Source organism: Pseudomonas sp. FSL L8-0168 (assembly GCF_037976155.1).
Taxonomy (GTDB): Bacteria; Pseudomonadota; Gammaproteobacteria; order Pseudomonadales; family Pseudomonadaceae; genus Aquipseudomonas; species Aquipseudomonas paracarnis.
The window spans coordinates 5,639,216-5,662,528 of the sequence record NZ_CP150262.1 but is presented as its reverse complement, the minus strand read 5'-3'; the positions used below and the strand labels follow the sequence as shown (position 1 = coordinate 5,662,528).

The 23,313-nt window shown below is 60.5% G+C and carries 20 protein-coding genes; 12 read left to right on the top strand and 8 right to left on the bottom strand.

Annotated features, from left to right (window positions below; translation table 11 throughout):
• Positions 1-49: 49 nt before the first annotated feature.
• Together MHH62_RS25970 and hslO are read right to left on the bottom strand one after the other, a co-directional pair.
• Positions 50-1,591: a phosphoenolpyruvate carboxykinase gene (locus MHH62_RS25970; RefSeq protein ID WP_005783824.1), complete on the bottom strand. Its 1,542-nt coding sequence runs from the start codon at positions 1,589-1,591 to the stop codon at positions 50-52.
• 179 nt (positions 1,592-1,770) lie between these two features.
• Complete coding sequence (gene hslO, locus MHH62_RS25965; protein WP_020302421.1) at positions 1,771-2,673, bottom strand: Hsp33 family molecular chaperone HslO; 903 nt, start codon at positions 2,671-2,673, stop codon at positions 1,771-1,773.
• Positions 2,674-2,797: 124 nt separating this feature from the next.
• Between hslO and MHH62_RS25960 the strand changes: the two genes are divergently transcribed.
• Complete coding sequence (locus tag MHH62_RS25960; protein ID WP_014716475.1) at positions 2,798-3,601, top strand: phosphatase PAP2 family protein; 804 nt, start codon at positions 2,798-2,800, stop codon at positions 3,599-3,601.
• A gap of 136 nt (positions 3,602-3,737) precedes the next feature.
• On the opposite strand, the gene MHH62_RS25955 is transcribed toward MHH62_RS25960, so the two are convergent.
• Complete coding sequence (locus tag MHH62_RS25955; RefSeq protein WP_003236026.1) at positions 3,738-4,145, bottom strand: S4 domain-containing protein; 408 nt, start codon at positions 4,143-4,145, stop codon at positions 3,738-3,740.
• A gap of 116 nt (positions 4,146-4,261) precedes the next feature.
• Here MHH62_RS25955 and MHH62_RS25950 point away from each other — a divergent pair, with 116 nt between their 5' ends.
• Genes MHH62_RS25950 through rimK form a run of 3 tightly spaced genes read left to right on the top strand, consistent with a single transcriptional unit; the run spans position 4,262 to position 6,439 of the window.
• On the top strand, positions 4,262-5,041 hold the full coding sequence (locus MHH62_RS25950; protein ID WP_103451982.1) for an EAL domain-containing protein: 780 nt from the start codon (positions 4,262-4,264) through the stop codon (positions 5,039-5,041).
• 46 nt (positions 5,042-5,087) lie between these two features.
• On the top strand, positions 5,088-5,537 hold the full coding sequence (locus tag MHH62_RS25945; RefSeq protein WP_169856571.1) for an ATP-dependent zinc protease: 450 nt from the start codon (positions 5,088-5,090) through the stop codon (positions 5,535-5,537).
• Positions 5,534-6,439: a 30S ribosomal protein S6--L-glutamate ligase gene (gene rimK, locus MHH62_RS25940; RefSeq protein ID WP_003187674.1), complete on the top strand. Its 906-nt coding sequence runs from the start codon at positions 5,534-5,536 to the stop codon at positions 6,437-6,439. Before MHH62_RS25945 ends, rimK begins: the two co-directional genes overlap by 4 nt.
• A 140-nt stretch (positions 6,440-6,579) precedes the next feature.
• On the opposite strand, the gene MHH62_RS25935 is transcribed toward rimK, so the two are convergent.
• Together MHH62_RS25935 and ompR are read right to left on the bottom strand one after the other, a co-directional pair.
• The gene (locus tag MHH62_RS25935) at positions 6,580-7,893 is read right to left on the bottom strand and encodes an ATP-binding protein (RefSeq protein WP_014716473.1); all 1,314 of its coding nucleotides are present in this window, start codon (positions 7,891-7,893) and stop codon (positions 6,580-6,582) included.
• Positions 7,894-8,010: 117 nt separating this feature from the next.
• On the bottom strand, positions 8,011-8,751 hold the full coding sequence (ompR, locus tag MHH62_RS25930) for a two-component system response regulator OmpR (protein WP_003187669.1): 741 nt from the start codon (positions 8,749-8,751) through the stop codon (positions 8,011-8,013).
• A 357-nt stretch (positions 8,752-9,108) separates the two neighbouring features.
• Between ompR and MHH62_RS25925 the strand changes: the two genes are divergently transcribed.
• The 7 genes from MHH62_RS25925 to tauD all read left to right on the top strand — a co-directional run bounded on the left by MHH62_RS25925 (position 9,109) and on the right by tauD (position 17,332).
• On the top strand, positions 9,109-11,433 hold the full coding sequence (locus MHH62_RS25925) for a Tex family protein (RefSeq protein ID WP_014716472.1): 2,325 nt from the start codon (positions 9,109-9,111) through the stop codon (positions 11,431-11,433).
• Positions 11,433-11,816 (top strand): PaaI family thioesterase, encoded by a 384-nt coding sequence (locus tag MHH62_RS25920; RefSeq protein WP_014716471.1) that lies wholly within the window; start codon positions 11,433-11,435, stop codon positions 11,814-11,816. Before MHH62_RS25925 ends, MHH62_RS25920 begins: the two co-directional genes overlap by 1 nt.
• Positions 11,817-12,030: 214 nt before the next feature.
• The gene (gshA, locus tag MHH62_RS25915) at positions 12,031-13,614 is read left to right on the top strand and encodes a glutamate--cysteine ligase (protein WP_339232134.1); all 1,584 of its coding nucleotides are present in this window, start codon (positions 12,031-12,033) and stop codon (positions 13,612-13,614) included.
• Positions 13,615-13,873: 259 nt separating this feature from the next.
• Positions 13,874-14,851, top strand: a complete 978-nt coding sequence (tauA, locus tag MHH62_RS25910) for a taurine ABC transporter substrate-binding protein (RefSeq protein ID WP_034125493.1) — start codon at positions 13,874-13,876, stop codon at positions 14,849-14,851.
• Positions 14,852-14,868: 17 nt separating this feature from the next.
• On the top strand, positions 14,869-15,648 hold the full coding sequence (gene tauB, locus MHH62_RS25905; protein ID WP_014716468.1) for a taurine ABC transporter ATP-binding subunit: 780 nt from the start codon (positions 14,869-14,871) through the stop codon (positions 15,646-15,648).
• A complete protein-coding gene (gene tauC, locus MHH62_RS25900; protein ID WP_038448492.1) occupies positions 15,645-16,481 on the top strand; it encodes a taurine ABC transporter permease TauC in 837 nt (278 codons plus the stop codon). Before tauB ends, tauC begins: the two co-directional genes overlap by 4 nt.
• 14 nt (positions 16,482-16,495) lie before the next feature.
• Positions 16,496-17,332 (top strand): taurine dioxygenase, encoded by an 837-nt coding sequence (gene tauD, locus MHH62_RS25895; RefSeq protein WP_339232132.1) that lies wholly within the window; start codon positions 16,496-16,498, stop codon positions 17,330-17,332.
• Between the two features lie 140 nt (positions 17,333-17,472).
• Here the strand turns inward: tauD and mgrA are convergent, their stop codons facing one another.
• The 3 genes from mgrA to epsC form a co-directional block, all read right to left on the bottom strand.
• Complete coding sequence (gene mgrA / locus MHH62_RS25890) at positions 17,473-18,510, bottom strand: L-glyceraldehyde 3-phosphate reductase (protein ID WP_014716465.1); 1,038 nt, start codon at positions 18,508-18,510, stop codon at positions 17,473-17,475.
• 127 nt (positions 18,511-18,637) lie between these two features.
• Positions 18,638-20,599 (bottom strand): choline transporter BetT, encoded by a 1,962-nt coding sequence (gene betT, locus MHH62_RS25885; RefSeq protein WP_169856569.1) that lies wholly within the window; start codon positions 20,597-20,599, stop codon positions 18,638-18,640.
• Between the two features lie 399 nt (positions 20,600-20,998).
• On the bottom strand, positions 20,999-21,925 hold the full coding sequence (gene epsC, locus MHH62_RS25880; RefSeq protein ID WP_014716464.1) for a serine O-acetyltransferase EpsC: 927 nt from the start codon (positions 21,923-21,925) through the stop codon (positions 20,999-21,001).
• A 165-nt stretch (positions 21,926-22,090) separates the two neighbouring features.
• On the opposite strand from epsC, the gene MHH62_RS25875 reads away from it, so the two are divergent.
• The gene (locus MHH62_RS25875; RefSeq protein WP_032901778.1) at positions 22,091-23,086 is read left to right on the top strand and encodes a D-cysteine desulfhydrase; all 996 of its coding nucleotides are present in this window, start codon (positions 22,091-22,093) and stop codon (positions 23,084-23,086) included.
• Positions 23,087-23,313: the final 227 nt, after the last annotated feature.

Sequence of the window (23,313 nt, the reverse complement as noted above, 5' to 3'; positions counted from 1 at the left end):
ATAAAAAAGCCGCCTACTTAAGAGGCGGCTTTTTTACAACCGACGAATCTTACAACTTAGGACCCGCCGCCTTGATCGCATCGCTCACTTCAAACTTCTTGAAGTTCTCGATGAACAGACCCGCCAGCGCCTTCGCCGCTTCGTCGTAGGCAGCCTTGTCAGCCCAGGTGTTGCGCGGGTTCAACAGGCCGGTTTCAACGCCCGGTACGGCCAATGGCACGTCGAGGTTGATGGTGTCCAGGTGTTCGGTTTGCGCACCGATCAACGCGCCGCTCTGGATCGCTGCAATCACGCCGCGAGTGGTCGGGATGTTGAAGCGTTTACCAACGCCGTAGCCGCCGCCGGTCCAGCCGGTGTTGACCAGGTAGACCTTGGAGCCGAAACCACGGATGCGCTTGATCAGAAGCTCTGCGTATTCGCCAGCCGGACGTGGGAAGAACGGCGCGCCGAAGCAGGTGGAGAAGGTCGACTTGATGCCGCTGCCCGAACCCATTTCGGTCGAACCCACCAAAGCGGTGTAGCCGGACAGGAAGTGGTAGGCCGCCTGTTCTTCGCTGAGGATCGACACAGGCGGCAGTACGCCAGTCAGGTCGCAAGTCAGGAAGATCACCGCGTTTGGCTCGCCGCCCAGGTTCTTCTCGGAACGCTTGGCAACGTGCTCCAGCGGGTAGGCGGCACGGCTGTTCTGGGTCAGGCTGACATCGGCGTAGTCGGCGTGCTTGGCCTCGTCGATCACGACGTTTTCCAGCACCGCGCCATGCTTGATGGCTTTCCAGATAACCGGCTCGTTCTTCTCGGACAAGTCGATGCACTTGGCATAGCAACCGCCTTCGATGTTGAACACCACGCCTTCGCCCCAGCCGTGCTCGTCGTCACCGATCAGGTAACGGCTTTCGTCGGCAGACAGGGTGGTCTTGCCAGTGCCGGACAGGCCGAAGAACAGGGTCACATCGCCTGCTTCGCCAATGTTGGCGGCGCAGTGCATCGGCAGCACGTCGGCAGCCGGCAGCAGGAAGTTCTGCACCGAGAACATGGCTTTTTTCATTTCACCGGCGTAACGCATGCCGGCAATCAGTACTTTTTTCTGGGCGAAGTTGAGGATCACGCAACCGTCGGAGTTAGTGCCGTCACGCTCTGGCACGCACTCGAAGTTAGCCACGTTGAGCACTTGCCACTCTTCACGACCGGCCGGGTTGTACTGGGCCGGGTTGATGAACAGGCAACGACCGAACAGGTTCTGCCAGGCAGTCTGGGTGGTCATTTTCACGGCCAGGTAGTGGTCTTCTGCAGCCCCTACGTGAACATGGGAAACGAAATGCTCTTGCGCGTTATTGAACGCCTCGACGCGAGCCCACAGGGCATCGAACTTGTCGGCCGGGAACTTGCGGTTGATCGGGCCCCAGGCGATGGCGTCCTGGGTGGAAGGCTCTTCAACGATGAAACGGTCAACCGGCGAACGACCGGTGCGGTGACCGGTTTCTACGACCAGCGCGCCAGTATCGGCAAGCACGCCTTCACCGCGCTGCAGGGCTTCTTTGACCAGATCGTCAACACTCAGATCGGTGTATACGGCGTTATTGGCTTGCGTCATGAGGTTCCCCGTCGGCCTATGGCCGAGTGCTCCAAACGTTTTGTAGTAGAAAGTTGCGCACTACTACCGCGAAAAAAGTGGGCCGGATTATGCCAGAAAAGCCCAAAAAGAGTAGGGCCCTCCCGTCAGAACACCTCTAATCCGGCGTTTGTCAGGTGATTTACCTGTGCTTAAACGTTTTAGTGGCGGGTGTCGGAAGGGGTGTCGATGCCTGCTCCAGCGAACAATTGCGCTACATCAGCCGCATCGAACAGGTAGCGCTGGTTGCAGAACTGGCAGTCGATCTCGATATGGCCGCCATGTTCCACCACCAGGTTTTGCGCATCTTCCAGGCCCAGGCTGACCAGCGCGTTACCGGAACGCTCGCGCGAGCAACTGCAGCGAAAATGCAGGCCCTGTGCGTCGAACAGGCGCACGGCCTCTTCGTGGTAGAGGCGGTGCAGGATGGTTTCGTTGTCCAGGCCCAGCAGTTCTTCGGCCTTCAAGGTGTCGGCCAAGGCGATGATATGCCGCCAGCTTTCGGCACGATCATCCTCATCCTTGATGCGATCGGCCGGCAGTTGTTGCACCAGCAAACCACGGGCGCGCTTGCCGTCGGCGTTAAGCCAGAACTTGGTGCCCACTTGCTGGGACATAACGAAGTAGTTGGTGAAGCATTCCGACAGGGTCTGACCGTCGAGGTCGACAATACCCTGGTACCGCTGGCCCTCGGTCGGGTCGACAGTCAGTGCCAGGACGCCATTGGGCATCAGGTCGGCCAAGGTGGCATCTGCGGCAATCTGGTCAGGCTCGTAACGGGCCAGACCACGGATCTCGCGCTCGCTCGAGCACTCGATCATCAACATGGGCACTGGCCCTTCGGAACGAGCCTGCAAGATCAGCAAACCGTCGAACTTCATGGTGCCCACCAGCAGCGCCGCAGCGGCCATCAACTCGCCGAGCAATTGCGCGACCGGCTCCGGATAGGCGTGTTTGGCAAGGACTTCGGCATAGCTGAGCTCCAACGAAACCATCTCGCCGCGGGCATCGCTCTCATCGAAGATGAAGCGTTGGGTGAAGTCGGTATCCGGTAGATCAGTCATAGGTCTGGGTATCTGAAGTGATGACAAAATGATTACAAGGTTTATAAAATTAAACGCTTTAGCACCATCTTGGTGCGACTTCTCCTGAATTCAAGGAGCTGAATAGAGCGATGAGGGACAGTTTATGAACAATCCGGGTTTGTTCCAAGCCAACTGGAACCTCCGGCGATGGGCTCTTTGCAATCTACTCGCTATCGGGCTGCTGTGTTTTTGGCTGTGGCCCACGGGCCAGATGCTCTGTGTGATTTTCGACGAGTGGCTGTTTCATCTGCTCAATGGCCCATTGGCCACGAACTCGACCTGGTTGCATATATGGGCCGTGGCCAGCCTGCGGCCGTTTGATGCAGTGGTCGGCGTGATTTTGCTGGCACTGCTGATTCGCGGCGACTGGGTGTTCAAGGCCGTGCAGGTGCGCCAGGCGTTTTTTGGCTTCCTCGGCATTCTGCTGCTGTTGCTGTTTGTCCGCATGCTGTTCTCCAAACTCGCGGCGCACATGGGCTGGCAGCACAGTAGCCCGTCGATGGTCATCAGCGGCGCGATTCAAATGAGCGACTTTTTCCCAGGGCTGGAGAAAACCTGGGAATTGAAGGACCGCTCGAGCCAGAGCTTCCCCGGCGACCATGCTTCGGTGCTATTGATCTGGGCGATGTTCATGAACGTGTTCGCCCGGCGCATCGGCCAGGTGCTGGTGATCTGGGGCCTGGCGCTGCTGTTCATGATGCCGCGGCTGGTCGCGGGCGCGCACTGGGGACAGGACGACTACATCGGTGGCGTACTGCTGGCGCTGTTGGCGTTGGGCTGGGGGTATTACACGCCGTTCGCGGCGAAGGTGTCGGGCGCTTTGTTGCGGATGACGGCGCCGCTTTTCGGGCTACTGAGCAAGTTGCCCGTTATTGGGCGGTTGAGTGTCATGCGCACAACTCCGTAACCCCCCAGGGCTAAAAGTGGGAGCGGGCTTGCTCGCGAATGCGGGGTGTCAATCAATGCATCTGTGCCTGACCCACCGTATTCGCGGGCAAGCCCGCTCCCACATTTGATCGAGTGTGCATGGGCGACTCGTGCAATCAATCGTCATTGCCGCTGCCGCGAAATTTGAATAGATCGCGGCGCTGCTTCTTGCTCGGTTTGCCGTCAGTGGTCAGGCCTGAAGCACCTGCTTTGCGCATGGCTGCAGCGTTTTCGCGCTTGGCGATGCTGGCTTCGGTCTCGGCATACAGTGCCTGCGCTTCAGGCGCGCCGCGGCGTACGATGGAAAGTGCCTGCACCACGATGGTTTTTTCATCAAACCCTGTACGAATCTGAAACTCGTCGCCGACGCGCGGCTCCTTGCCCGGTTTGCAGCGCTCGCCGCGATGATGCACCTTGCCGCTCTCGATAGCGGCCTTGGCCAGAGCGCGGGTCTTATAGAACCGCGCTGCCCACAACCACTTGTCCAGCCGGACCTTCTCTTCCTCTTCCTGCTTTTGAGCCACTTGAATTCCTCGCTCTGAAAAATGTCGCAACTTTACCGTTGAAACCCTTCGACGCATAAACCCCAAGGCTCACCTAAGATACGCCAGGTAGCACCCTGTTTTCGCGAGGATACGCCGTGACCGACTTTCCCCTTTCACTCACCTCGCCCAACCAGCGGTGCGTGGGTTGCCAGCAAAGCGAGCCTCTGGGGTTCGATTTTGCGTTCGCCTACCAGCCTATCGTAGACCTGCGTGACCATTCGATCTTCGCCAACGAAGCCTTGGTGCGCGGTCCCCTGGGAGAAGGCGCGCTGTCGGTGCTGGCTCAGGTCAACGCAACCAATCGCTACCGCTTCGACCAGCGTTGCCGGACCAAGGCCATCGCCGGTGCCGCGGCCCTGGGCATGCAGACTCACCTTTCCATCAACTTCATGCCCAATGCGGTATATCGCCCGGAACTGTGTATCCGCAGCACTCTGGAGGCCGCCCGAGCGCACAATTTCCCGCTGGACCGGCTGATTTTCGAGACTCTGGAAAGCGAGCACGTAGATAACTATCGCCATTTGACGAATATTCTGCGTGAATACCGCGAGTTCGGCTTCAAGACCGCCATCGACGATTTCGGCGCGGGCTATTCGGGGCTGAACCTGCTGGCCGATTTCCAACCTGACTTGATCAAGCTCGACATGGCGCTGATTCGCGATGTCGACCAGGATCGTGTCCGCCAGGTCATCGTCCGAGGGATTGTCACAATCTGTGAGCAGTTGGGGGTTACTGTCATCGCCGAAGGCATCGAAAGTGCCGGCGAGCGCGACTTCCTGTCCGACTGCGGAATATTTCTGATGCAGGGCTTCTGGTTCGCCAAGCCTGCATTCAAAGCGTTGGCTGAGGTATCTCCTCAAGCCTGGGCGAATTGACCGGTTAACCATATTGAAGACATTTGACCATTTGACCGTTGTGGGTCTGCGTGAGTGGGTGGCACTTCCCGACTTGGGAGTCGCAGGCCTGCGCGCGAAGATTGACACCGGTGCCAGTACCTCAAGCCTGCACGCCACCGATATCGAGCCCTTTGAGCGCGACGGTGAAAAGTGGGTGCGTTTTACCGCGCACCTGGGCAGCGTGGTGCAACTGCGTCACCGGCGCTGTGAAGCGCCCCTGGTGACGATGAAAACCATCAAGAGCTCCAACGGCCATGCGCAGGTGCGCTACGTGATCAGCACCACCCTGGCCCTGGGTGATCGGGTATGGCGGGTGGAGTTCACCCTCGCCTGTCGCAAAGCCATGCGTTACCGCCTGCTGCTGGGCTCCAAGGCGCTGATTGACGGCCAGCTGGTGGTCAATCCGGGCCTCAAGTACGTTCAAGACAAGCCGGTGTTCCCGGTCTCCACTATTTCTGCCCCAGGTGCTGCATGAAGATTGCTGTGCTGTCGCGAAACCCGCGTCTGTATTCTACCCGCCGCCTGGTCGAGGCCGGCACTGAACGTGGCCATGAAATGGTGGTGATCGACACGTTGCGTGCCTACATGAACATTGCCAGCCACAAGCCGCAGATCCACTACCGGGGCAAGCCCCTGGAAGGCTTTGATGCGGTGATCCCGCGTATCGGCGCTTCTGTGACGTTCTATGGCTGCGCGGTATTGCGCCAGTTTGAAATGATGGGGGTGTTTCCGCTGAATGAATCCGTGGCCATTGCACGCTCGCGGGACAAGCTGCGCTCCCTGCAACTGCTGTCGCGCCGGGGCATCGGCCTGCCGGTCACCGGTTTTGCCCACTCCCCGGATGACATTCCCGACCTGATCGAGATGGTCAATGGCGCACCGCTGGTGATCAAGGTGCTGGAAGGCACCCAGGGCATCGGCGTGGTGCTGTGTGAAACAGCAACGGCAGCGGAGTCGGTGATTGAGGCGTTCATGGGCCTCAAGCAGAACATCATGGTGCAGGAATACATCAAGGAAGCTGGCGGCGCGGACATTCGCTGCTTCGTGGTAGGCGACAAGGTGATTGCGGCGATGAAGCGCCAGGCCAAGCCCGGTGAGTTCCGCTCCAACCTTCACCGTGGTGGCAGCGCCAGCCTGATCAAGATCACCCCGGAAGAACGCATGACCGCGCTACGGGCAGCCAAGGTGATGGGGCTGAGCGTGGCGGGTGTGGACATCCTGCGCTCCAACCATGGCCCCTTGGTGATGGAAGTAAACTCATCGCCGGGCCTGGAAGGAATCGAGACCACCACCGGTAAGGATGTGGCAGGGATCATCATTCAGCATCTGGAAAAGAATGGCGGGCCGAATATGACTCGGACCAAGGGAAAGGGCTGAATACCCACATCTGCCACACGCCGCAAACCACTGTGGGAGCTGGCTTGCCTGCGATGACGCCGGTACATTCAACATCGTCGTTGAATGAACTACCGCTATCGCAGGCAAGCCAGCTCCCACATTTGCATTCATATTACTTGTTAGACGGCGTCTCTAGGCAGCATCAACCCCAACGGCAGCCGCACCCGCGCCTCCAACCCGCCGCCTTCCCGGTTGCGCAACTCAACATTGCCGCCATGCATCGACGCAATCCGCCGCACAATCGCCAACCCCAACCCGGTGCCCTTGCCTCCTCGGGCTCGGTCGCCACGGGTGAAGGGGTTGAAGATACCTTCCAGTTCCGCCGGGTCGATTCCTGTGCCACGGTCCATCACGCTCAGCACCACGTAAGGTGCGGCACTGTCGCCAGAAACGTACGCCGCCACTTCCACATCGGAACCAGCATGGTGCAAGGCGTTGCCAATCAAGTTGTTCAGCAGGCGCTTCATCGACACCCGGCGTAATGCGAACGGCTGGATCGGCTCCAGGCGCGTGCGCACCTGCTCACCGTTCTGGTTATAGGGCGCAACCACCTCACGCACGAGCTCCGTGAGGTCGACCTCCTCGACCACCTCATCCCGCCCGTCGCGGATGAACGCCAGGAACTGGTCCAGGATGGCGTCCATGTCTTCGATGTCGCGCACCATGTCATCGGTGAGGTCGGTATGGTCACCCATCAATTCCAGGGACAAACGCAATCGCGTCAGCGGCGTGCGCAAGTCATGGGACACCCCCGCCAGCATCAACTCGCGTTCGCGCCCGGCCTGTTCGACATCTTCTGCCATCTGGTTGAAGGCGCCGTACACCTCGGTCATCTCACTGGGCGTGTCGCTGACCGGCAGACGCACACTACGCCCCTGGCCCAGTTGGCGAGCGGCAAACACCAGGCGCTTGAGGGGTTGGTTGAGCTGGCGGACGAAGATCCACGCCGACGCCGTTGAGAGCAAGCCAATGGCCAGGAACCAACCCAACACGTTCCAGATTTTTTGCCCACGCAGCGGGTGCGGATAAAGCGGAACCTTGATCCACGCATCCCCCAGGCTTGGCGCTCGCACCCACAACGCAGGCGAAACATGCATACGAAGCCGCACCTCGGTATCGGCGCCCAATTCGGCCTGCATCTGGCGCTGGTAAATCTCGCTGTAGGGCCAATGTTGCTCGCCTTCAGGCACACCGGCGCCGTCAACTCGAGTGAGGGTCGATGCCTTGGCTACCTTTTCGCGGTTCTCAGGGTCTACCGCCCAATAACCACGCAATGTCAGGGCGACGCCATGGCTGTACTGCCGATCCACCAGCACGTCTTCGTTCATCAGCAGATAAACCAACGTGAGTGCCTTGGAAAACAGAACGACAATAAGCACCAGCCAGAGGGTGCGGGAGAAGAAACTTTGCGGGAACCACAGCGGGGTTTTCATAGATGAAAGCTGCACACCTTGCAGGAACGAGCGGTGCTCGCAGAATTGCAGACGCCGGGCATCCCGTCGACCCTCATGGGGTCAAACGCCAGGATACCCGCCCCTGCAAATCATCGGTCACTTGGTTGCGGTGCCATCCGGCACAAACACATAACCCACACCCCACACCGTCTGGATATACCGCGGCTTGGACGGGTCTGGCTCGATCATCCGACGCAGTCGGGAAATCTGCACGTCGATGGAGCGCTCCAGTGCGTCCCATTCCCGGCCACGGGCCAGGTTCATCAGTTTGTCACGGGTCAGCGGCTGGCGAGCGTTCATGACCAAGGCCTTGAGCACTGCGAATTCACCCGTGGTGAGCATGTGCACTTCTTCACCGCGCTTGAGCTCACGGGTGGCCAGCGACAGTTCGTAGTCGCCAAAGGTGACGCTTTCGTCTTCGCTGCCCGGTGCGCCCGGTACCGCCGGTGCCTGGCGACGCAATACGGCCTTGACCCGCGCCATCAGCTCATCGGGGTTGAAAGGCTTGGCCAGGTAGTCATCAGCCCCCAGTTCCAGGCCCTTGATACGGCTCAGTTCATCGCCCTTGGCGGTGAGCATGATGATCGGGATCTGGTTGTTAGCACCGCGCAGGCGTTTACAGGCAGTAAGGCCGTCTTCGCCGGGCAGCATCAGGTCGAGTACGACCAGGTTGAAGACTTCACGCCCTAACAGACGATCCATCTGCTCGGTGTTCGGCACCGCCCGGGCACGATAGCCCTTGGAGTTGAAAAAACGCTCCAGCAGGCTGCTCAGCCCCGGATCGTCATCAACGATGAGAATTTTTTCGCCTTCAGCAGTTTGTGCGGTGCTGCTCATTGGATGCTCCTCTTATCTCGGCACGCATTATGGCGTAGCTGCCGTTATACGCACCGTGTGCATTGTTAGCAGATTTTTCATCTACTGCCAGCGAACCCGCGCCCTACAAGCTGCGGCGCAGTAGCCCCCAAGGGCGGAACGCTGGTTATAATGCGGCGCCTCCGTGCAGGGCAACGTCAGATCGTTACCGTTTGCTGCCGGGCTTTTTTTACCCGCTTGTCGTGACTTTTTCGATTTCGAGGGTCAATAGCCAGCCTCTTGACCCAGGCAGCGGCGCCAGTCGGGCCGCTCAACCAGCCTCGCCGAGCCTTGTTTTTACGGGCCGGCGCGCTGATTTTAAGAATTTCAGGTGGTTTTATGGACAGCATCAACAGCCGCATCGCCGAGGAACTCGGTGTACGCCCACAACAGGTCGAAGCGGCCGTCGCTCTACTGGATGAAGGCTCCACCGTGCCCTTCATCGCCCGTTACCGAAAAGAAGTAACCGGCAGCCTCGACGACACCCAACTGCGTCACCTGGAAGAGCGCCTGCGCTACCTGCGAGAACTCGACGAACGGCGTATCAGCATCCTCGCCAGCATCGAGGAACAGGGCAAGTTGACTCCTCAACTGGAACGCGACATCAAACTCGCGGATACCAAGACCCGCCTCGAAGACCTTTACCTGCCATACAAACAGAAACGTCGTACAAAGGGCCAGATCGCCCTGGAAGCCGGCCTGGGTGATTTGGCCGACGGCCTGTTCAACGACCCATCGCTGACCCCGGAAACCGAAGCCGCGCGCTTCATCGACGCGGAAAAAGGCGTCGCCGACGTCAAGGCCGCCCTCGAGGGCGCCAAGTACATCCTGATGGAGCGCTTTGCCGAAAACGCCAGCCTCCTGGAAAAACTGCGTACCTACCTCAAGCAAGAAGCCATCCTCAGCGCCCGCGTTATCGCCGGCAAAGAGGAAGAAGGCGCCAAGTTCCGCGACTATTTCGAACATGACGAGCCGCTCAAAAGCATGCCGTCCCACCGCGCCCTGGCGATTTTCCGCGGCCGCAACGAAGGCATTCTCAGCTCCGCGTTGAAAGTCGGTGACGAGTTGCCGGGCACCATGCACCCGTGCGAAGGCATGATTGGTCAACAATTCGGCATCCAGAACCAGAACCGCCCGGCGGACAAGTGGCTCGGCGAAGTGGTGCGCTGGACCTGGAAGGTCAAGCTTTACACCCATCTGGAAACCGACCTGCTGGGCGAGCTGCGCGACGGCGCCGAAACCGAGGCGATCAACGTGTTCGCCCACAACCTGCACGATCTGCTGTTGGCCGCACCGGCCGGCCCGCGCGCCACCCTGGGCCTCGACCCGGGCCTGCGCACTGGTTGCAAGGTCGCGGTGGTCGATGCCACCGGCAAGCTGCTGGACCACGCCACCGTGTACCCACACGTACCGCACAACAAGTGGGACCAGACCCTCGCGATCCTGGCCGCCCTGTGCGCCAAGCACGCGGTGGACCTGATCGCCATCGGCAACGGCACCGCCAGCCGCGAAACCGACAAGCTGGCCGCCGAGCTGATCAAAAAATACCCAGCCATGAAGATGACCAAGGTCATGGTCTCCGAAGCAGGCGCTTCGGTGTACTCGGCGTCGGAGCTGGCCTCCAAGGAATTCCCGGACCTCGATGTGTCGATCCGTGGCGCGGTGTCCATCGCCCGTCGCCTGCAAGACCCGCTGGCCGAACTGGTGAAGATCGACCCTAAATCCATCGGCGTCGGCCAGTACCAGCACGACGTGTCGCAGCTGAAACTGGCACGCGGCCTGGATGCGGTGGTGGAAGACTGCGTAAACGCCGTGGGCGTGGATGTGAACACCGCGTCCGTGGCCCTGCTGGCGCGAATCTCCGGCCTCAACGCCACCCTGGCGCAGAACATCGTCAGCCATCGCGACGAAAATGGCGCGTTCAAAACCCGTGCTGCACTGAAAAAAGTCGCACGCCTGGGTGAAAAAACTTTTGAACAGGCTGCTGGTTTCTTACGCGTAATGAACGGTGACAACCCGCTGGACGCCTCTGCGGTTCACCCGGAAGCCTACCCATTGGTGCAACGCATTGCCGCCGAGACCGACCGCGATATCCGTTCGTTGATCGGTGATGCCGCGTTCCTCAAGCGCCTGGACCCCAAGAAGTACACCGACGAGACCTTCGGTGTGCCGACCATCACCGATATCCTGCAAGAACTGGAGAAACCGGGTCGCGACCCGCGCCCGGAGTTCAAGACCGCCGAGTTCCAGGACGGCGTCGAAGACCTCAAGGACCTGCAACCGGGCATGATCCTCGAAGGCGTGGTGACTAACGTGACCAACTTCGGCGCATTCGTGGACATCGGCGTGCATCAGGACGGTTTGGTACACATCTCCGCGCTTTCGGAGAAGTTCATCAAGGACCCACGTGAGGCAGTCAAAGCCGGTGACGTGGTCAAGGTCAAGGTCATGGAAGTCGACATCCCGCGCAAACGCGTCGGCCTGTCGATGCGCATGAGCGACACCCCCGGGGAGAAAATCGACGGCGCACGTGGTGCTCGCCCCGGTTCGGCGCCGCGCCAGTCGCAGAACAACGCGCCGCGCAAGGAAACCGCGACTGCCGCGCCCAGCAACAACGCCATGGCGTCGCTGTTTGCCAACGCTAAACAGCTGAAGAAGCGTTGATGGAGATTCCGGCCGGTTTGACCCAGAGCGCATTCAGCGAACTGATCGGCTGCCGCCTGCAACGCCTGGAAGAAGGCGTTGCCGAGGTGGCCCTGACCCTGGAGCCGCACCTGCGCAACCGCGCGGGCAAGCTCCATGGCGGGGCGATTTTCAGCCTGGTGGATATAACCATGGGCCTGGCGTGTTCCAGCGCCCACGGTTTCGACCAGCAGAGCGCCACCATCGAATGCAAGATCAACTATATTCGCGCCGTGGAAGACGGTGATGTGCTGTGCACCAGCCGGGTGATCCACACCGGTCGCCGCACCCTGGTGGTCGAGGCCGACGTGTACCAAGGCGAAAGACTTGTCGCAAAAGCACAGGGCACGTTCGCTGTCCTATAGCTCCCCACCCCCGATTTGAGTTAATTTCGGCGCTGCGATAACAGCGTCGGAATTTTCTCGCTGCGCTGTAGCCCAATTCATGGAGTGAAGTCGGCAAATTCAGAGCGGGTCAAATCGACTCAAAACCAGGCGATCACGCCAGTTTCAACTTCACCCTTGTAGACCGTCCTGCCCACCCCCATATTGGGGCGACTGACGCGTGAAGGAATCCAACTTGAGCGAACTTCTCAACCGCCGCCTGGCCCTGCTCGGCAAGCGCGAACACCTCTCCCTGCTAGAGCAATGCTTGCACGGCATCGAGCGCGAATGCCTGCGCGTCACCAACGAAGGTCGACTGGCGCAAACGCCGCACCCCGAAGCCCTGGGCGCCGCGCTGACCAATGAACAGATCACCACCGACTACTCGGAATCGCTGCTGGAGTTCATCACCCCTGCCCTGCCGAACCCGGCCGATACTCTGAGCAGCCTGGACAAGATCCATCGCTTTGCCTACACCAAGCTGGGCAGCGAATACCTGTGGAGCCCCTCGATGCCGTGCCCGTTGCCGGCCGAGGAAGATATTCCGATTGCCTACTACGGCACCTCCAACATCGGCCAGCTCAAGTACGTGTACCGCAAGGGCCTGGCCCTGCGTTACGGCAAGACCATGCAGTGCATCGCCGGCATCCACTACAACTTTTCCCTGCCGGAAGCGTTGTGGCCGTTGCTCAAGGAAACAGAAGGGTTTGTCGGCACCGACCGTGACTATCAATCCACGGCCTACATCGCGCTGATCCGTAATTTCCGTCGTTACAGCTGGCTGTTGATGTACCTGTTCGGTGCCTCGCCAGCCCTGGATGCCGGCTTCCTGCGCGGACGCTCGCATCAGCTTGAAGTCCTCGACGCCGACACGCTGTACCTGCCCTACGCCACCAGCCTGCGCATGAGCGACCTGGGGTACCAGAGCAACGCCCAGGCCGGCCTGACGCCGTGCTACAACGATTTGGCCAGCTACACCGACAGCCTGCGCGAAGCGGTGGCAACACCCTACCCGCCCTATGTCGAAGTCGGCACGCACAAGGATGGCGAGTGGGTGCAGCTCAATACCAACATCCTGCAGATCGAAAACGAGTACTACTCCAACATCCGTCCCAAACGCGTGACCTACACCGGCGAGCGGCCGATCCAGGCGTTGATGGCCCGCGGCATCCAGTACATCGAAGTACGCTGCCTGGACATCAACCCGTTCCTGCCGATGGGTATCGACCTGCCAGAGTCGCGGTTCCTCGACGCATTCCTGCTGTACTGCGCGCTGAACGACAGCCCACTGTTTGCCAACAACGAGTGCGGCAACGCCACCTCCAACTTCCTCAGCGTGGTCAAGGAAGGCCGCCGTCCGGGCCTGCAATTGCAGCGTGACGGCCAGCCGGTGGACATGAAGGAGTGGGCGGCCGAGTTGCTGGAGAAGATTGCCCCGCTGGCCGCCCTGCTCGATCAGAGCCATGGCATCACCGAGCACAGCGAGGCATTGGACGCCCAGTTGGCCAAGGTCAAGGACCCATCCCTGACGCCGTCGGCGCAGGTATTGGCAGCCATGGCTGAGCGCAAGGAAAGCTTTGCGCAGTTCTCCCTGCATCAAAGCGAAGTCCATGCCGAATACTTCCGCAAAGAACCTTTGGCGCCTGAGGAACAAGCGCACTTTGAAGAACTGGCCCGTGCGTCGCTGGCGCAACAGGCAGAGCTGGAGCAGAACGAAGTAGGCGATTTCGATGTGTTTGTCGGTTCGTACCAGGCAAGCATCCTCGCCATCAGCAACTAACCTAAGGCTCGCTCCCCTGTGGGAGCTGGCTTGTGTGGGAGCTGGCTTGCCTGCGATATCGGTGGGTCAGCAACCCACCTGTTGACAGATACACCGCTATCGCAGGCAAGCCAGCTCCCACATTATTCTGCCAGCCTGAAAACAGGCTTCGCCATTTACCCTCATAAGCTAATTCGAAAAAGTTATTTATTTTCGAGTTCTTAGATCATTTAGTCTCCTCTCACGCCGACCCTCGGCCGCCTGATTGAGGAGCTTCCCTTTGAAACTGCTGACCCCTCTGCGCCTGTTGGCCGCATTGTCCCTGGCCGGTGCCAGCCTGTTTGCCCAGGCGGCGGATGTGACCATTGCGTACCAGACCACCGTGGACCCGGCCAAAGTCGCCCAAGCCGACGGCGCCTATGAAAAAGCCACCAATGCCAAGATCGACTGGCGCAAATTCGACAATGGCGCCGACATCATCGCCGCCATCGCTTCGGGCGACGTGCAGATCGGCTACCTCGGTTCCAGCCCGCTGACCGCCGCAATAACCCGCAAAGTCCCGGTGCAAACCTTCCTCGTCGCCACCCAGATCGGCGGCGCCGAAGCCCTGGTGGCGCGTAACGGCTCGGGGATCAACAGCCCGCAGGACCTGGTCGGCAAAAAAATCGCTGTGCCCTTCGTTTCCACCGGCCACTACAGCCTGCTCGCCGCCCTGAAACACTGGAACATCGACCCGGCCAAAGTCACCATTCTCAACCTCGCCCCGCCGGCCATCATTGCCGCCTGGAAGCGCGGTGATATCGACGCCACCTATGTCTGGGACCCAGCCCTGGGCGTGGCCAAGGAAACCGGCAAGGTGCTGATCACCTCCGGGGAGCTGGCCAAGTTCGGCGCGCCGACGTTCGATGCCTGGATCGTGCGCAAAGACTTCGCCGAGAAGCACCCAGAGATCGTCACCGCCTTCGCCAAGGTCACTCTGGATGCCTACGCCGCCTACCGCAAAGACCCACAAGCCTGGCTCGCCGATTCCGGCAACGTCGACAAACTGGTGAAACTCTCCGGCGCCAAGGCCAGCGATATCCCGTTGCTGCTGCAAGGCAACGTCTACCCGTTGGCCGCCGACCAGGTAACGCTGCTGGGCGCACCGACCACCAAGGCCGTCACCGACACCGCTGCGTTCCTCAAGGAGCAAGGCAAGGTCGAGGCCGTGCTGCCCGACTACGCCCCTTATGTCAGCGCCAAGTTCATTACCAACTGACCCAGGAGTTCACTGCGATGGCCTTGCTACAACTGGAGCGCATCAGCGCACAGTACCCAGGCGCCCCGGAACCGGTACTGTCCGATATTTCACTGGAGCTTGGGCCCCAGCAATTGCTGGTCGCCCTGGGCCCGTCCGGTAGTGGCAAGACGTCGTTGTTGAACCTGATTGCCGGCTTTGTCGAACCGTCTGCCGGGCGTATCACCCTCGATGGCGTGCCGGTCAAGGGCCCCAGCGCCGAGCGCGGCGTGGTGTTCCAGGACGACGCCCTGCTGCCCTGGCAGGACGTGCTGGCCAACGTCGCCTTTGGCCTGGAACTTGCCGGCGTGCCCAAGGCTCAGCGCGAAGTGCGCGCCCGCGAAATGCTCGCGCTGGTGGACCTGGCCGGTTTCGACAGCCGGCGCATCTGGCAGCTCTCGGGCGGCCAGAAGCAACGCGTCGGCCTGGCGCGTGCGCTGGCGGCCGACCCGCGTGTACTGCTGATGGACGAACCCTTCGGCGCGCTGGATGCCTTTACCCGCGAACAAATGCAGGAGTTGCTGCTGCAAGTGTGGCGGCGCACGGCCAAGCCGGTATTCCTGATTACCCATGACATTGAAGAGGCGGTGTTTCTGGCCACGGACCTGATCCTGCTGGCGCCCAACCCCGGCCAGATCGTCGAACGCCTGCAGCTGGATTTCGGCCAACGTTACGCCGCCGGTGAATCAGCCCGCGCAATCAAGTCCGACCCGCGCTTTATCGAAACCCGTGAACATGTGCTGGGCAAAGTCTTCTCCCAACGGCAGGTGTACGCATGAGCAGCTACGAACTTCCCGCCACGGCCAGCAAGGCGGTGGCACCTGTCGTTATTCCTGTACGCCGCAGCCTGAGCACGCGTTGGATCAGCGTGCTGACCCTGGTGGCCTTGCTCGCCCTCTGGTGGGCCGTCACCGCCACCGGTTTGATCGAACCTCTGTTCCTGCCGCCACCATCGGCAGTGTTGCAAAAAGGCTGGCTGCTGGCGACCACCGGCTACATGGATTCCACCTTGTGGCAGCACCTGGGCGCGAGCTTGAGCCGCATCGGCCTGGGCCTGGGCTTTGCGGTGCTGACCGCCGTACCGGTGGGGATTGCCATCGGAGCCAACCGCATTGCCCGAGGCGTTTTCGATCCGCTGATCGAGTTCTACCGGCCAATTCCGCCGCTGGCCTACCTGCCGCTGATCGTAATCTGGTGCGGCATTGGCGAGCTGTCCAAGGTGCTGCTGATTTACCTGGCGATTTTCGCCCCGATTGCCATCGCGACCGCAACCGGGGTGCGCACCGTCGACCCTGCCAAGCTGAGGGCCGCGCAGTCGCTGGGCGCAACCCGCGCACAACTGATTCGCCATGTGATCCTGCCCAGCGCCCTGCCCGACATCCTCACCGGTGTGCGTATCGGCCTGGGTGTGGGCTGGTCGACCCTGGTCGCCGCCGAGCTGATTGCCGCCACCAGCGGCCTGGGCTTCATGGTGCAGTCGGCGGCGCAGTTTCTGGTCACCGATGTGGTGGTGCTGGGCATCCTGGTGATCGCCCTGATCGCCTTCGCCATGGAAATGGGCCTGCGCGCCCTGCAGCGTAAATTAGTGCCCTGGCATGGCCAGGCACACTGAGTGAAGAATCCACAATGAGCAGCCTGACCATTACCCCATTAAGCACCGCCCTGGGCGCCCAGATCAGTGGCGTCGACATCACTCAGCCGCTGAACCCTGAACAGCGCGACGCCATTGAACAGGCGTTGCTCGACTATTCGGTGCTGTTCTTCCGTGACCAGCCGATCACCCCGCAGCAACAGGCACGCTTCGCGGCCAATTTTGGCGACCTGCACATCCATCCGATCTACCCCAACGTGCCGGAACAGCCGCAAGTGCTAATCCTCGACACCGCGGTCACCGACGTGCGTGACAACGCCGTTTGGCACACCGACGTGACCTTCCTGCCCACGCCGGCCCTGGGCGCTGTGCTCAGCGCCAAGCTGCTGCCAGCCTTCGGCGGCGATACCTTGTGGGCCAGTGGGATTGCGGCGTATGAGGCATTGTCCGAGCCGTTAAAGCGCATGCTCGATGGCCTCACCGCCACACACGATTTCACCAAGTCGTTCCCGCTGGAGCGCTTTGGCAACACCGCCGAAGACCTTGCGCGCTGGGAAGCAACCCGCAAGAAAAACCCGCCGCTATCGCACCCAGTCGTGCGCACACATCCGGTGAGTGGGCGTAAATCGCTGTTCGTCAGCGACGGATTCACCACCCGAATCAATGAACTGGAACCGGCCGAAAGCAAGGCCATTCTCAAGCTGCTGTTCGCCCACGCCACCCGCCCGGAGTTCACCATCCGCTGGCGCTGGCAGGAAAATGACGTTGCGTTCTGGGATAACCGCGTCACCCAGCATTACGCCGTGGATGACTACCGGCCGCAGCGGCGGGTGATGCACCGGGCGACGATTCTTGGGGATGTGCCGTTCTAACGCTTGGCGACAGATCGTTCCCACGCTCTGCGTGGGAACGCCTCCTGTGACGCTCTGCGTCACGACTTTAAAGCGGACGCCGAGCGTCCGGGGCTGCATTCCCACGCAGAGCGTGGGAACGATCAACCAGTGGTGTAAGGTTATTCAGCAGTGGACGGTTTTTCCCACAGGTTGATCCCACCTTCCTGCGCAAACCGATCAATCTCCGCCAGTTCTTGCGCACTGAAGCTCAAGTTCTTCAACGCCCCGACGTTCTCGATAATCTGTTCCGGCCGGCTTGCGCCGATCAGCGCACTGGTTACCCGTGGATCACGTAATGTCCACGCCAACGCCAACTGGGCCAGGCTCTGGCCACGGCGCTTGGCGATTTCATTCAGGCCGCGTACATGGGCGATGTTGGCTTCGGACAGGTGCTGGGCCTGCAACGAGCCACCACCCGGACGGTTCACCCGCGCATCGGCCGGTACGCCGTTGAGGTATTTATCGGTCAACAAACCCTGGGCCAGCGGCGTGAAGGCGATCACCCCGGCGCCGAGTTCTTCAGTGGTCTCCAGCAGGTCTTTTTCCACCCAACGGTTGAGCAGGTTATAGGCCGGCTGGTGGATCAACAGCGGCACTTTCCACTCTTTGAGCAGCGCCGCCATTTCGCGGGTTTTTACCCCGGAGTAAGACGAGATACCGATGTACAACGCCTTGCCTTGCTGCACGGCGGTGGCAAGGGCGCTGGCGGTCTCTTCCAGCGGCGTATCGGGGTCGAAACGGTGCGAATAGAAGATATCCACATAATCGACGCCCAGGCGTTGCAGGCTCTGGTCCAGGCTGGCCAACACGTATTTGCGCGAACCACCACCCTGGCCGTAAGGACCGGGCCACATGTCCCAACCGGCTTTGCTGGAAATGATTAATTCGTCGCGGTAATGCTTGAAGTCTTCGCGCAGCAAACGGCCGAAGTTGATCTCGGCGCTGCCATAGGGCGGGCCGTAGTTGTTAGCCAGGTCGAAGTGGTTGATGCCCAGGTCGAACGCCGTGCGCAGCAACGCGCGCTGGGTGTCGATCGGGGTGCTGTCGCCAAAGTTGTGCCACAACCCCAGGGACAGGGCTGGTAGCACCAATCCACTGCGGCCTACGCGGCGATAGGGAATAGATTCATAGCGGTTTTCGGCAGCAATGTACGTCATCGAATCCTCTCTTGATCTAGGGCAAATAAGGCCCAGGAATAGGCATATTCCCGGGCCTTTTAAGCAGCTGAATCGCTTAAGTCTGCCTCTTCCTTTTACAGCAAAGACCTACTTGAGAGGAACGCTATCAGCGCACCATGTGCAAGAACTGCAGATGGCGCTCGTACTGGTCGAGGATGTCATTGATGATCTGCTCCTTGGTGTAGCCCACCAGGTCATAGTCCTGGCTGCCCTCACTCAAGTGCACTTCGGCCCGATAGTAGCGGCGGTTGTTGATCTCTTTCTTACCGATGCCGCCCAAGGCGAACGACGGCGTGAAGTAGCCACGCATCTGCACCTGGTAGATGAACGGACGTTCTTCGCCATGGCCGATTTCGAGGCTGACACTGTCGTTGGACGGGTCGGGCTGGGTCACCACCGTAAGGCCCTTCTCGACAAACACGGCGGTCACTTCTTCAATCGCGGGGCGCACCGTGGTGTCGAGGAAACGGTACACCTCGTCACGCGACGGAAAATGCACGGCCTGGCTCAAGCGCTGGCGCCAGCCGCCTCGACCTTTGCGTGAAGCCGATATCGGCGCCAGGGAATGCAACTGCGCGATCTGCTTTTGCGACTCCAGGTAGAACGCCTTGTGCAGCCCCCACATCATCAGCAGCAGGATCAGCGAGAACGGCAGCGAGGTCAGTACCACCGCAGACTTGAGCGAGTCGATACTGCCAGCGAACAGCAACGCACTGGTGACCAGGGCGGTCATCGCGCCCCAGAACACACGCAGCCACTTCGGCCCGTCTTCATCCGCGTTGCCGCCTTTGGACGAGAGGGTGGAGAGCACCACAGTGCCGGAGTCAGCCGAGGTCACGAAGAATACAAAGCTGATGAACACCGTGACCGCGATCACGGTCTTGCTCCACGGGTAGGTTTCCAGCAGCAGGTAGAGGCTCATCGATGGGTCATCGATAGCCGACTGGCCCAGTGCAGCCATGCCATGGTTGAGCACCTGGTCGATGGCGCTATTACCGAAGATCGACATCCACGCCAGGGTGAAGCCCAGTGGAATCAGCAGCACGCCAAACACGAATTCGCGGATGGTACGACCACGGGAAATGCGCGCGATAAACAGGCCCACGAACGGCGACCATGCGATCCACCAGGCCCAGTAGAACACCGTCCAACCGCCCAGCCAGTCGCTCGGCTCGTTGTAGGCGTACACATCAAAACTTTTGGTGGGCAACGCGCCCAGATAGTCACCGATGTTCTGGATCAAGGTGTTGAGCAGGTGCTGGGTAGGCCCGGCGAACAACACGAACAGCAGCAGCGCACAGGCCAGCAGCATGTTGATGTCGGACATCACCCGCACGCCCTTGTCGACGCCGGCCACGGCCACGATGATCGCCGCGCCCATCATCAGGGTGATCAGGCCCACCTGGATCCACTGGGTATGGGCAATGCCAAACAGGTAGTCCAGGCCAGAGTTGAGGTGCAGTACGCCAAAGCCCATGTCGGCGCCCAGGCCGAACACCGTGGCAATGATGCCAAAGCCATCCACCGCGTAACCGATAGGGCCATTGATGCGCTTGCCGATCAGCGGGTACAGCGCCGAGCGCAATGCCAGCGGCAGGTTATGCCGGTAGGCGAAATAGGCCAGGGCCATGCCGACAAACGCGAACACGCCCCAGCCATGCAGGCCCCAGTGCAGGAACAACACCTGCATGGCCTGGCGCGCCGCATCGGCGTTCATTGCTTCGCCCTGGGGCGGCTGCACCAGGTGCGTCAGCGGCTCCGAGACACAGAAGAAAAACAGCGTGATGCTGATCCCGGCGGCGAACAACATGCCGGCCCAGGACAGGTAACTGAATTCGGGCTCGTCGTGGTCGGCACCGAGTTTTATCTTGCCGTAGCCCGATAGCGCGGTGACCACCACGAAGACCAGATACAGGGTCATCGCCAGCATGTAGTACCAGCCGACCGTGTTGGCCGCCCAGTTTTGCGCCGCCAGCAGCCAGGCACCGGCCTGTTGCGGGATAGCGATGACCGTGATGCCAAACAGCAGGATGACGGTGGCGGCAAAATAGAAAACGGGCGCATTCATGCGCACCATGCCGCTGGAAGGGGTGGACGATGCACTCATGAACGATGCACCTCAAGGTTGCGGGATATGGCTGTAAAAAACGGACTCAGCAAAGGTAAGCCTCCTGTTGTGAGCGGGCAGCGAACCACCGGTTTAACTTGAACGAACGTTCAAGTTAAACATGAATAGGCGGTCTGGGACTAATCGCAAGGCTGAGTGGTAGGTGTTTCCTACACTAGCTCAGGGATTGGTATGACGGATGAAGAAGGCAAATCGTTCAGCGACCCCACGTTGAAATACATTCGAAATGTGGGAGCTGGCTTGCCTGCGATAGCGCTGGGTCAGCCACCCATCTGTTGACTGATACACCGCTATCGCAGGCAAGCCAGCTCCCACACTGACCGGCGTTTGGCTCAGGTATTACTTCTGCGCCCCATCATCATGCTGCAAGTTCGCCTGGGTGATATTCGCCCCGGCCGGCACGCTGCGGGTCAGCCACACATTGCCGCCGATGGTCGAGCCCTGGCCAATGGTGATCCGCCCCAGGATCGTCGCCCCGGCGTAAATCACCACATCATCTTCAACAATAGGGTGACGCGGGTGGCCTTTCTGCAATTGCCCATCTTCATCCGCCGGAAAGCGTTTGGCGCCCAATGTCACGGCCTGGTAGATGCGCACGCGCTCGCCGATGATCGCGGTCTCGCCAATCACCACGCCTGTGCCGTGGTCGATAAAGAAACTCGGGCCGATCTGTGCGCCGGGGTGGATATCAATGCCGGTGGCCGAGTGGGCGATTTCTGCACTGATCCGCGCCAACAGCGGCAGGCCGGCACGGTACAGGTGATGGGCCAGGCGATGGTGGATCACCGCCAGGATGCCCGGGTAGCACAACAGCACCTCATCCACACTGCGTGCGGCCGGGTCGCCGTGGTAGGCGGCCAGTACGTCGGTGTCCAGCAGGCTGCGCAAGGATGGCAAGGCCAGGGCGAAATCCTGGATCAGGCGAATGGCGTGGGCGTTGACTTCGCTGTCGTCCTCACCGCTCTGGCGCGCGGCATAGCGTAACTCCAGGCGCGCCTGGGCGAGCAAGGCGTTGAGCGCGACGTCGAGCGTGTGGCCCACGTAGAAGTCTTCGCTTTCTTCGCGCAGGTCCGCCGGGCCCAGGCGCATCGGAAACAGGGCGCCGCACAAGGCCTCAAGAATCTGCGCCACCGCCTCGCGGGACGGCAACTCGCGGCCACCATGCTCGCCACTCAAGCGCCCATTGCGCGTTCGCCACTGGTCGCGGGCGCCGCGCAGCTGGCTGACGATGGTCTGCAATTGCCAATGACTGGAACGCTCACTCACGGTATTCACTCCTGACGAAATGGCCATCACTTTACGGTATGCACCCAGGCAGCTCTTAAGAACCAATGGTGTGAGCATAAGAACCTTTCGTCATAAGCGATTGACGGTTGCCCGATGAAAAGTGCCTGCCTATAGTCCCCCCATCACTCAGCCACCGTGCGTACCATGATCAAACAACAGCTCGACCGTTTTAACCGTCTGGAACTACTGGGCAGTGCCACGGCCCTGGAAAAACTCGAGCGGCTGTCGGCTTGGCTGGGCAGGGACATCTACGTCAAACGCGATGACACCACGCCGCTGGCCATGGGCGGCAACAAGCTGCGCAAACTCGAATACCTGGCCGCCGACGCCATCGCCCAGGGCGCCGATACCTTGGTCACCGCCGGCGCGATCCAGTCCAACCATGTGCGCCAGACCGCCGCGCTGGCTGCCAAGCTCGGCCTGGGCTGTGTTGCCCTGCTGGAGAATCCTACCGGCACCGACGACCCCAACTACCTGGGCAACGGCAATCGCCTGCTGCTGGAGTTGTTCGACGCCAAAGTGGAGTTGGTGGAAAACCTCGACAACGCCGACGACCAACTCAACGCCCTCGCCGACCGCCTGCGCAGTAACGGCAAGAAGCCGTACCTGGTGCCTATCGGCGGTTCCAATGCACTCGGCGCGCTGGGCTACGTGCGCGCCGGGCTGGAGTTGGCCGCGCAGATTGAAGACAGCGGCATTGAATTTGCCGCCGTGGTGCTTGCCTCTGGCAGTGCCGGCACCCACAGCGGCCTGGCCCTGGCCTTGAGCCAAGCACTGCCGCAATTGCCGGTGATCGGCATCACGGTGTCGCGTACCGAGCAAGCGCAATTGCCCAAGGTGCAGGGCTTGGCCGAGCGCACTGCCGAGTTGCTCGGCGTGGCTATTCCGCAAGCCTTCAAGGTCACCCTGTGGGACGAGTATTTCGGGCCGCGTTATGGCGAGCCAAACGCTGGCACCCTCTCGGCGATCAAACTTTTGGCCAGCCAGGAAGGTCTGTTGCTGGACCCGGTGTATACCGGCAAGGCCATGGCCGGTTTGCTGGACGGCATCGGGCGCCAGCGCTTTGAAGAGGGGCCGATCATTTTCCTGCATACCGGTGGCGCGCCGGCATTGTTTGCTTATGACTCAGTTTTCAACTGATTGAATACGGTCGATGCGGGAGCTGGCTTGCCTGCGATTGCGCTGGGTCAGCCAGAAACTTGGCACTGACACACTGCAATCGCAGGCAAGCCAGCTCCCACACAAGCCGCACATATTTCCAAAAAGAATATGAAATTGTATTTTTATTATTTTCAAGACTTAAAAACCCGCTTTATCATCGCGCCGAAGGCGAAGACGCGCTTCGCACTTTAGGGCAGGATACGACT

Excerpts from the sequence above, each read along its gene's own strand:
- MHH62_RS25970 (WP_005783824.1), bottom strand. The coding sequence starts at position 1,591 with ATGACGCAAGCCAATAACGCCGTATACACCGATCTGAGTGTTGACGAT.
- hslO (WP_020302421.1), bottom strand. The coding sequence starts at position 2,673 with ATGACTGATCTACCGGATACCGACTTCACCCAACGCTTCATCTTCGAT.
- MHH62_RS25960 (WP_014716475.1), top strand. The coding sequence starts at position 2,798 with ATGAACAATCCGGGTTTGTTCCAAGCCAACTGGAACCTCCGGCGATGG.
- rimK (WP_003187674.1), top strand. The coding sequence starts at position 5,534 with ATGAAGATTGCTGTGCTGTCGCGAAACCCGCGTCTGTATTCTACCCGC.
- MHH62_RS25935 (WP_014716473.1), bottom strand. The coding sequence starts at position 7,893 with ATGAAAACCCCGCTGTGGTTCCCGCAAAGTTTCTTCTCCCGCACCCTC.
- ompR (WP_003187669.1), bottom strand. The coding sequence starts at position 8,751 with ATGAGCAGCACCGCACAAACTGCTGAAGGCGAAAAAATTCTCATCGTT.
- MHH62_RS25925 (WP_014716472.1), top strand. The coding sequence starts at position 9,109 with ATGGACAGCATCAACAGCCGCATCGCCGAGGAACTCGGTGTACGCCCA.
- MHH62_RS25920 (WP_014716471.1), top strand. The coding sequence starts at position 11,433 with ATGGAGATTCCGGCCGGTTTGACCCAGAGCGCATTCAGCGAACTGATC.
- tauB (WP_014716468.1), top strand. The coding sequence starts at position 14,869 with ATGGCCTTGCTACAACTGGAGCGCATCAGCGCACAGTACCCAGGCGCC.
- tauC (WP_038448492.1), top strand. The coding sequence starts at position 15,645 with ATGAGCAGCTACGAACTTCCCGCCACGGCCAGCAAGGCGGTGGCACCT.
- tauD (WP_339232132.1), top strand. The coding sequence starts at position 16,496 with ATGAGCAGCCTGACCATTACCCCATTAAGCACCGCCCTGGGCGCCCAG.
- mgrA (WP_014716465.1), bottom strand. The coding sequence starts at position 18,510 with ATGACGTACATTGCTGCCGAAAACCGCTATGAATCTATTCCCTATCGC.
- betT (WP_169856569.1), bottom strand. The coding sequence starts at position 20,599 with ATGAATGCGCCCGTTTTCTATTTTGCCGCCACCGTCATCCTGCTGTTT.
- MHH62_RS25875 (WP_032901778.1), top strand. The coding sequence starts at position 22,091 with ATGATCAAACAACAGCTCGACCGTTTTAACCGTCTGGAACTACTGGGC.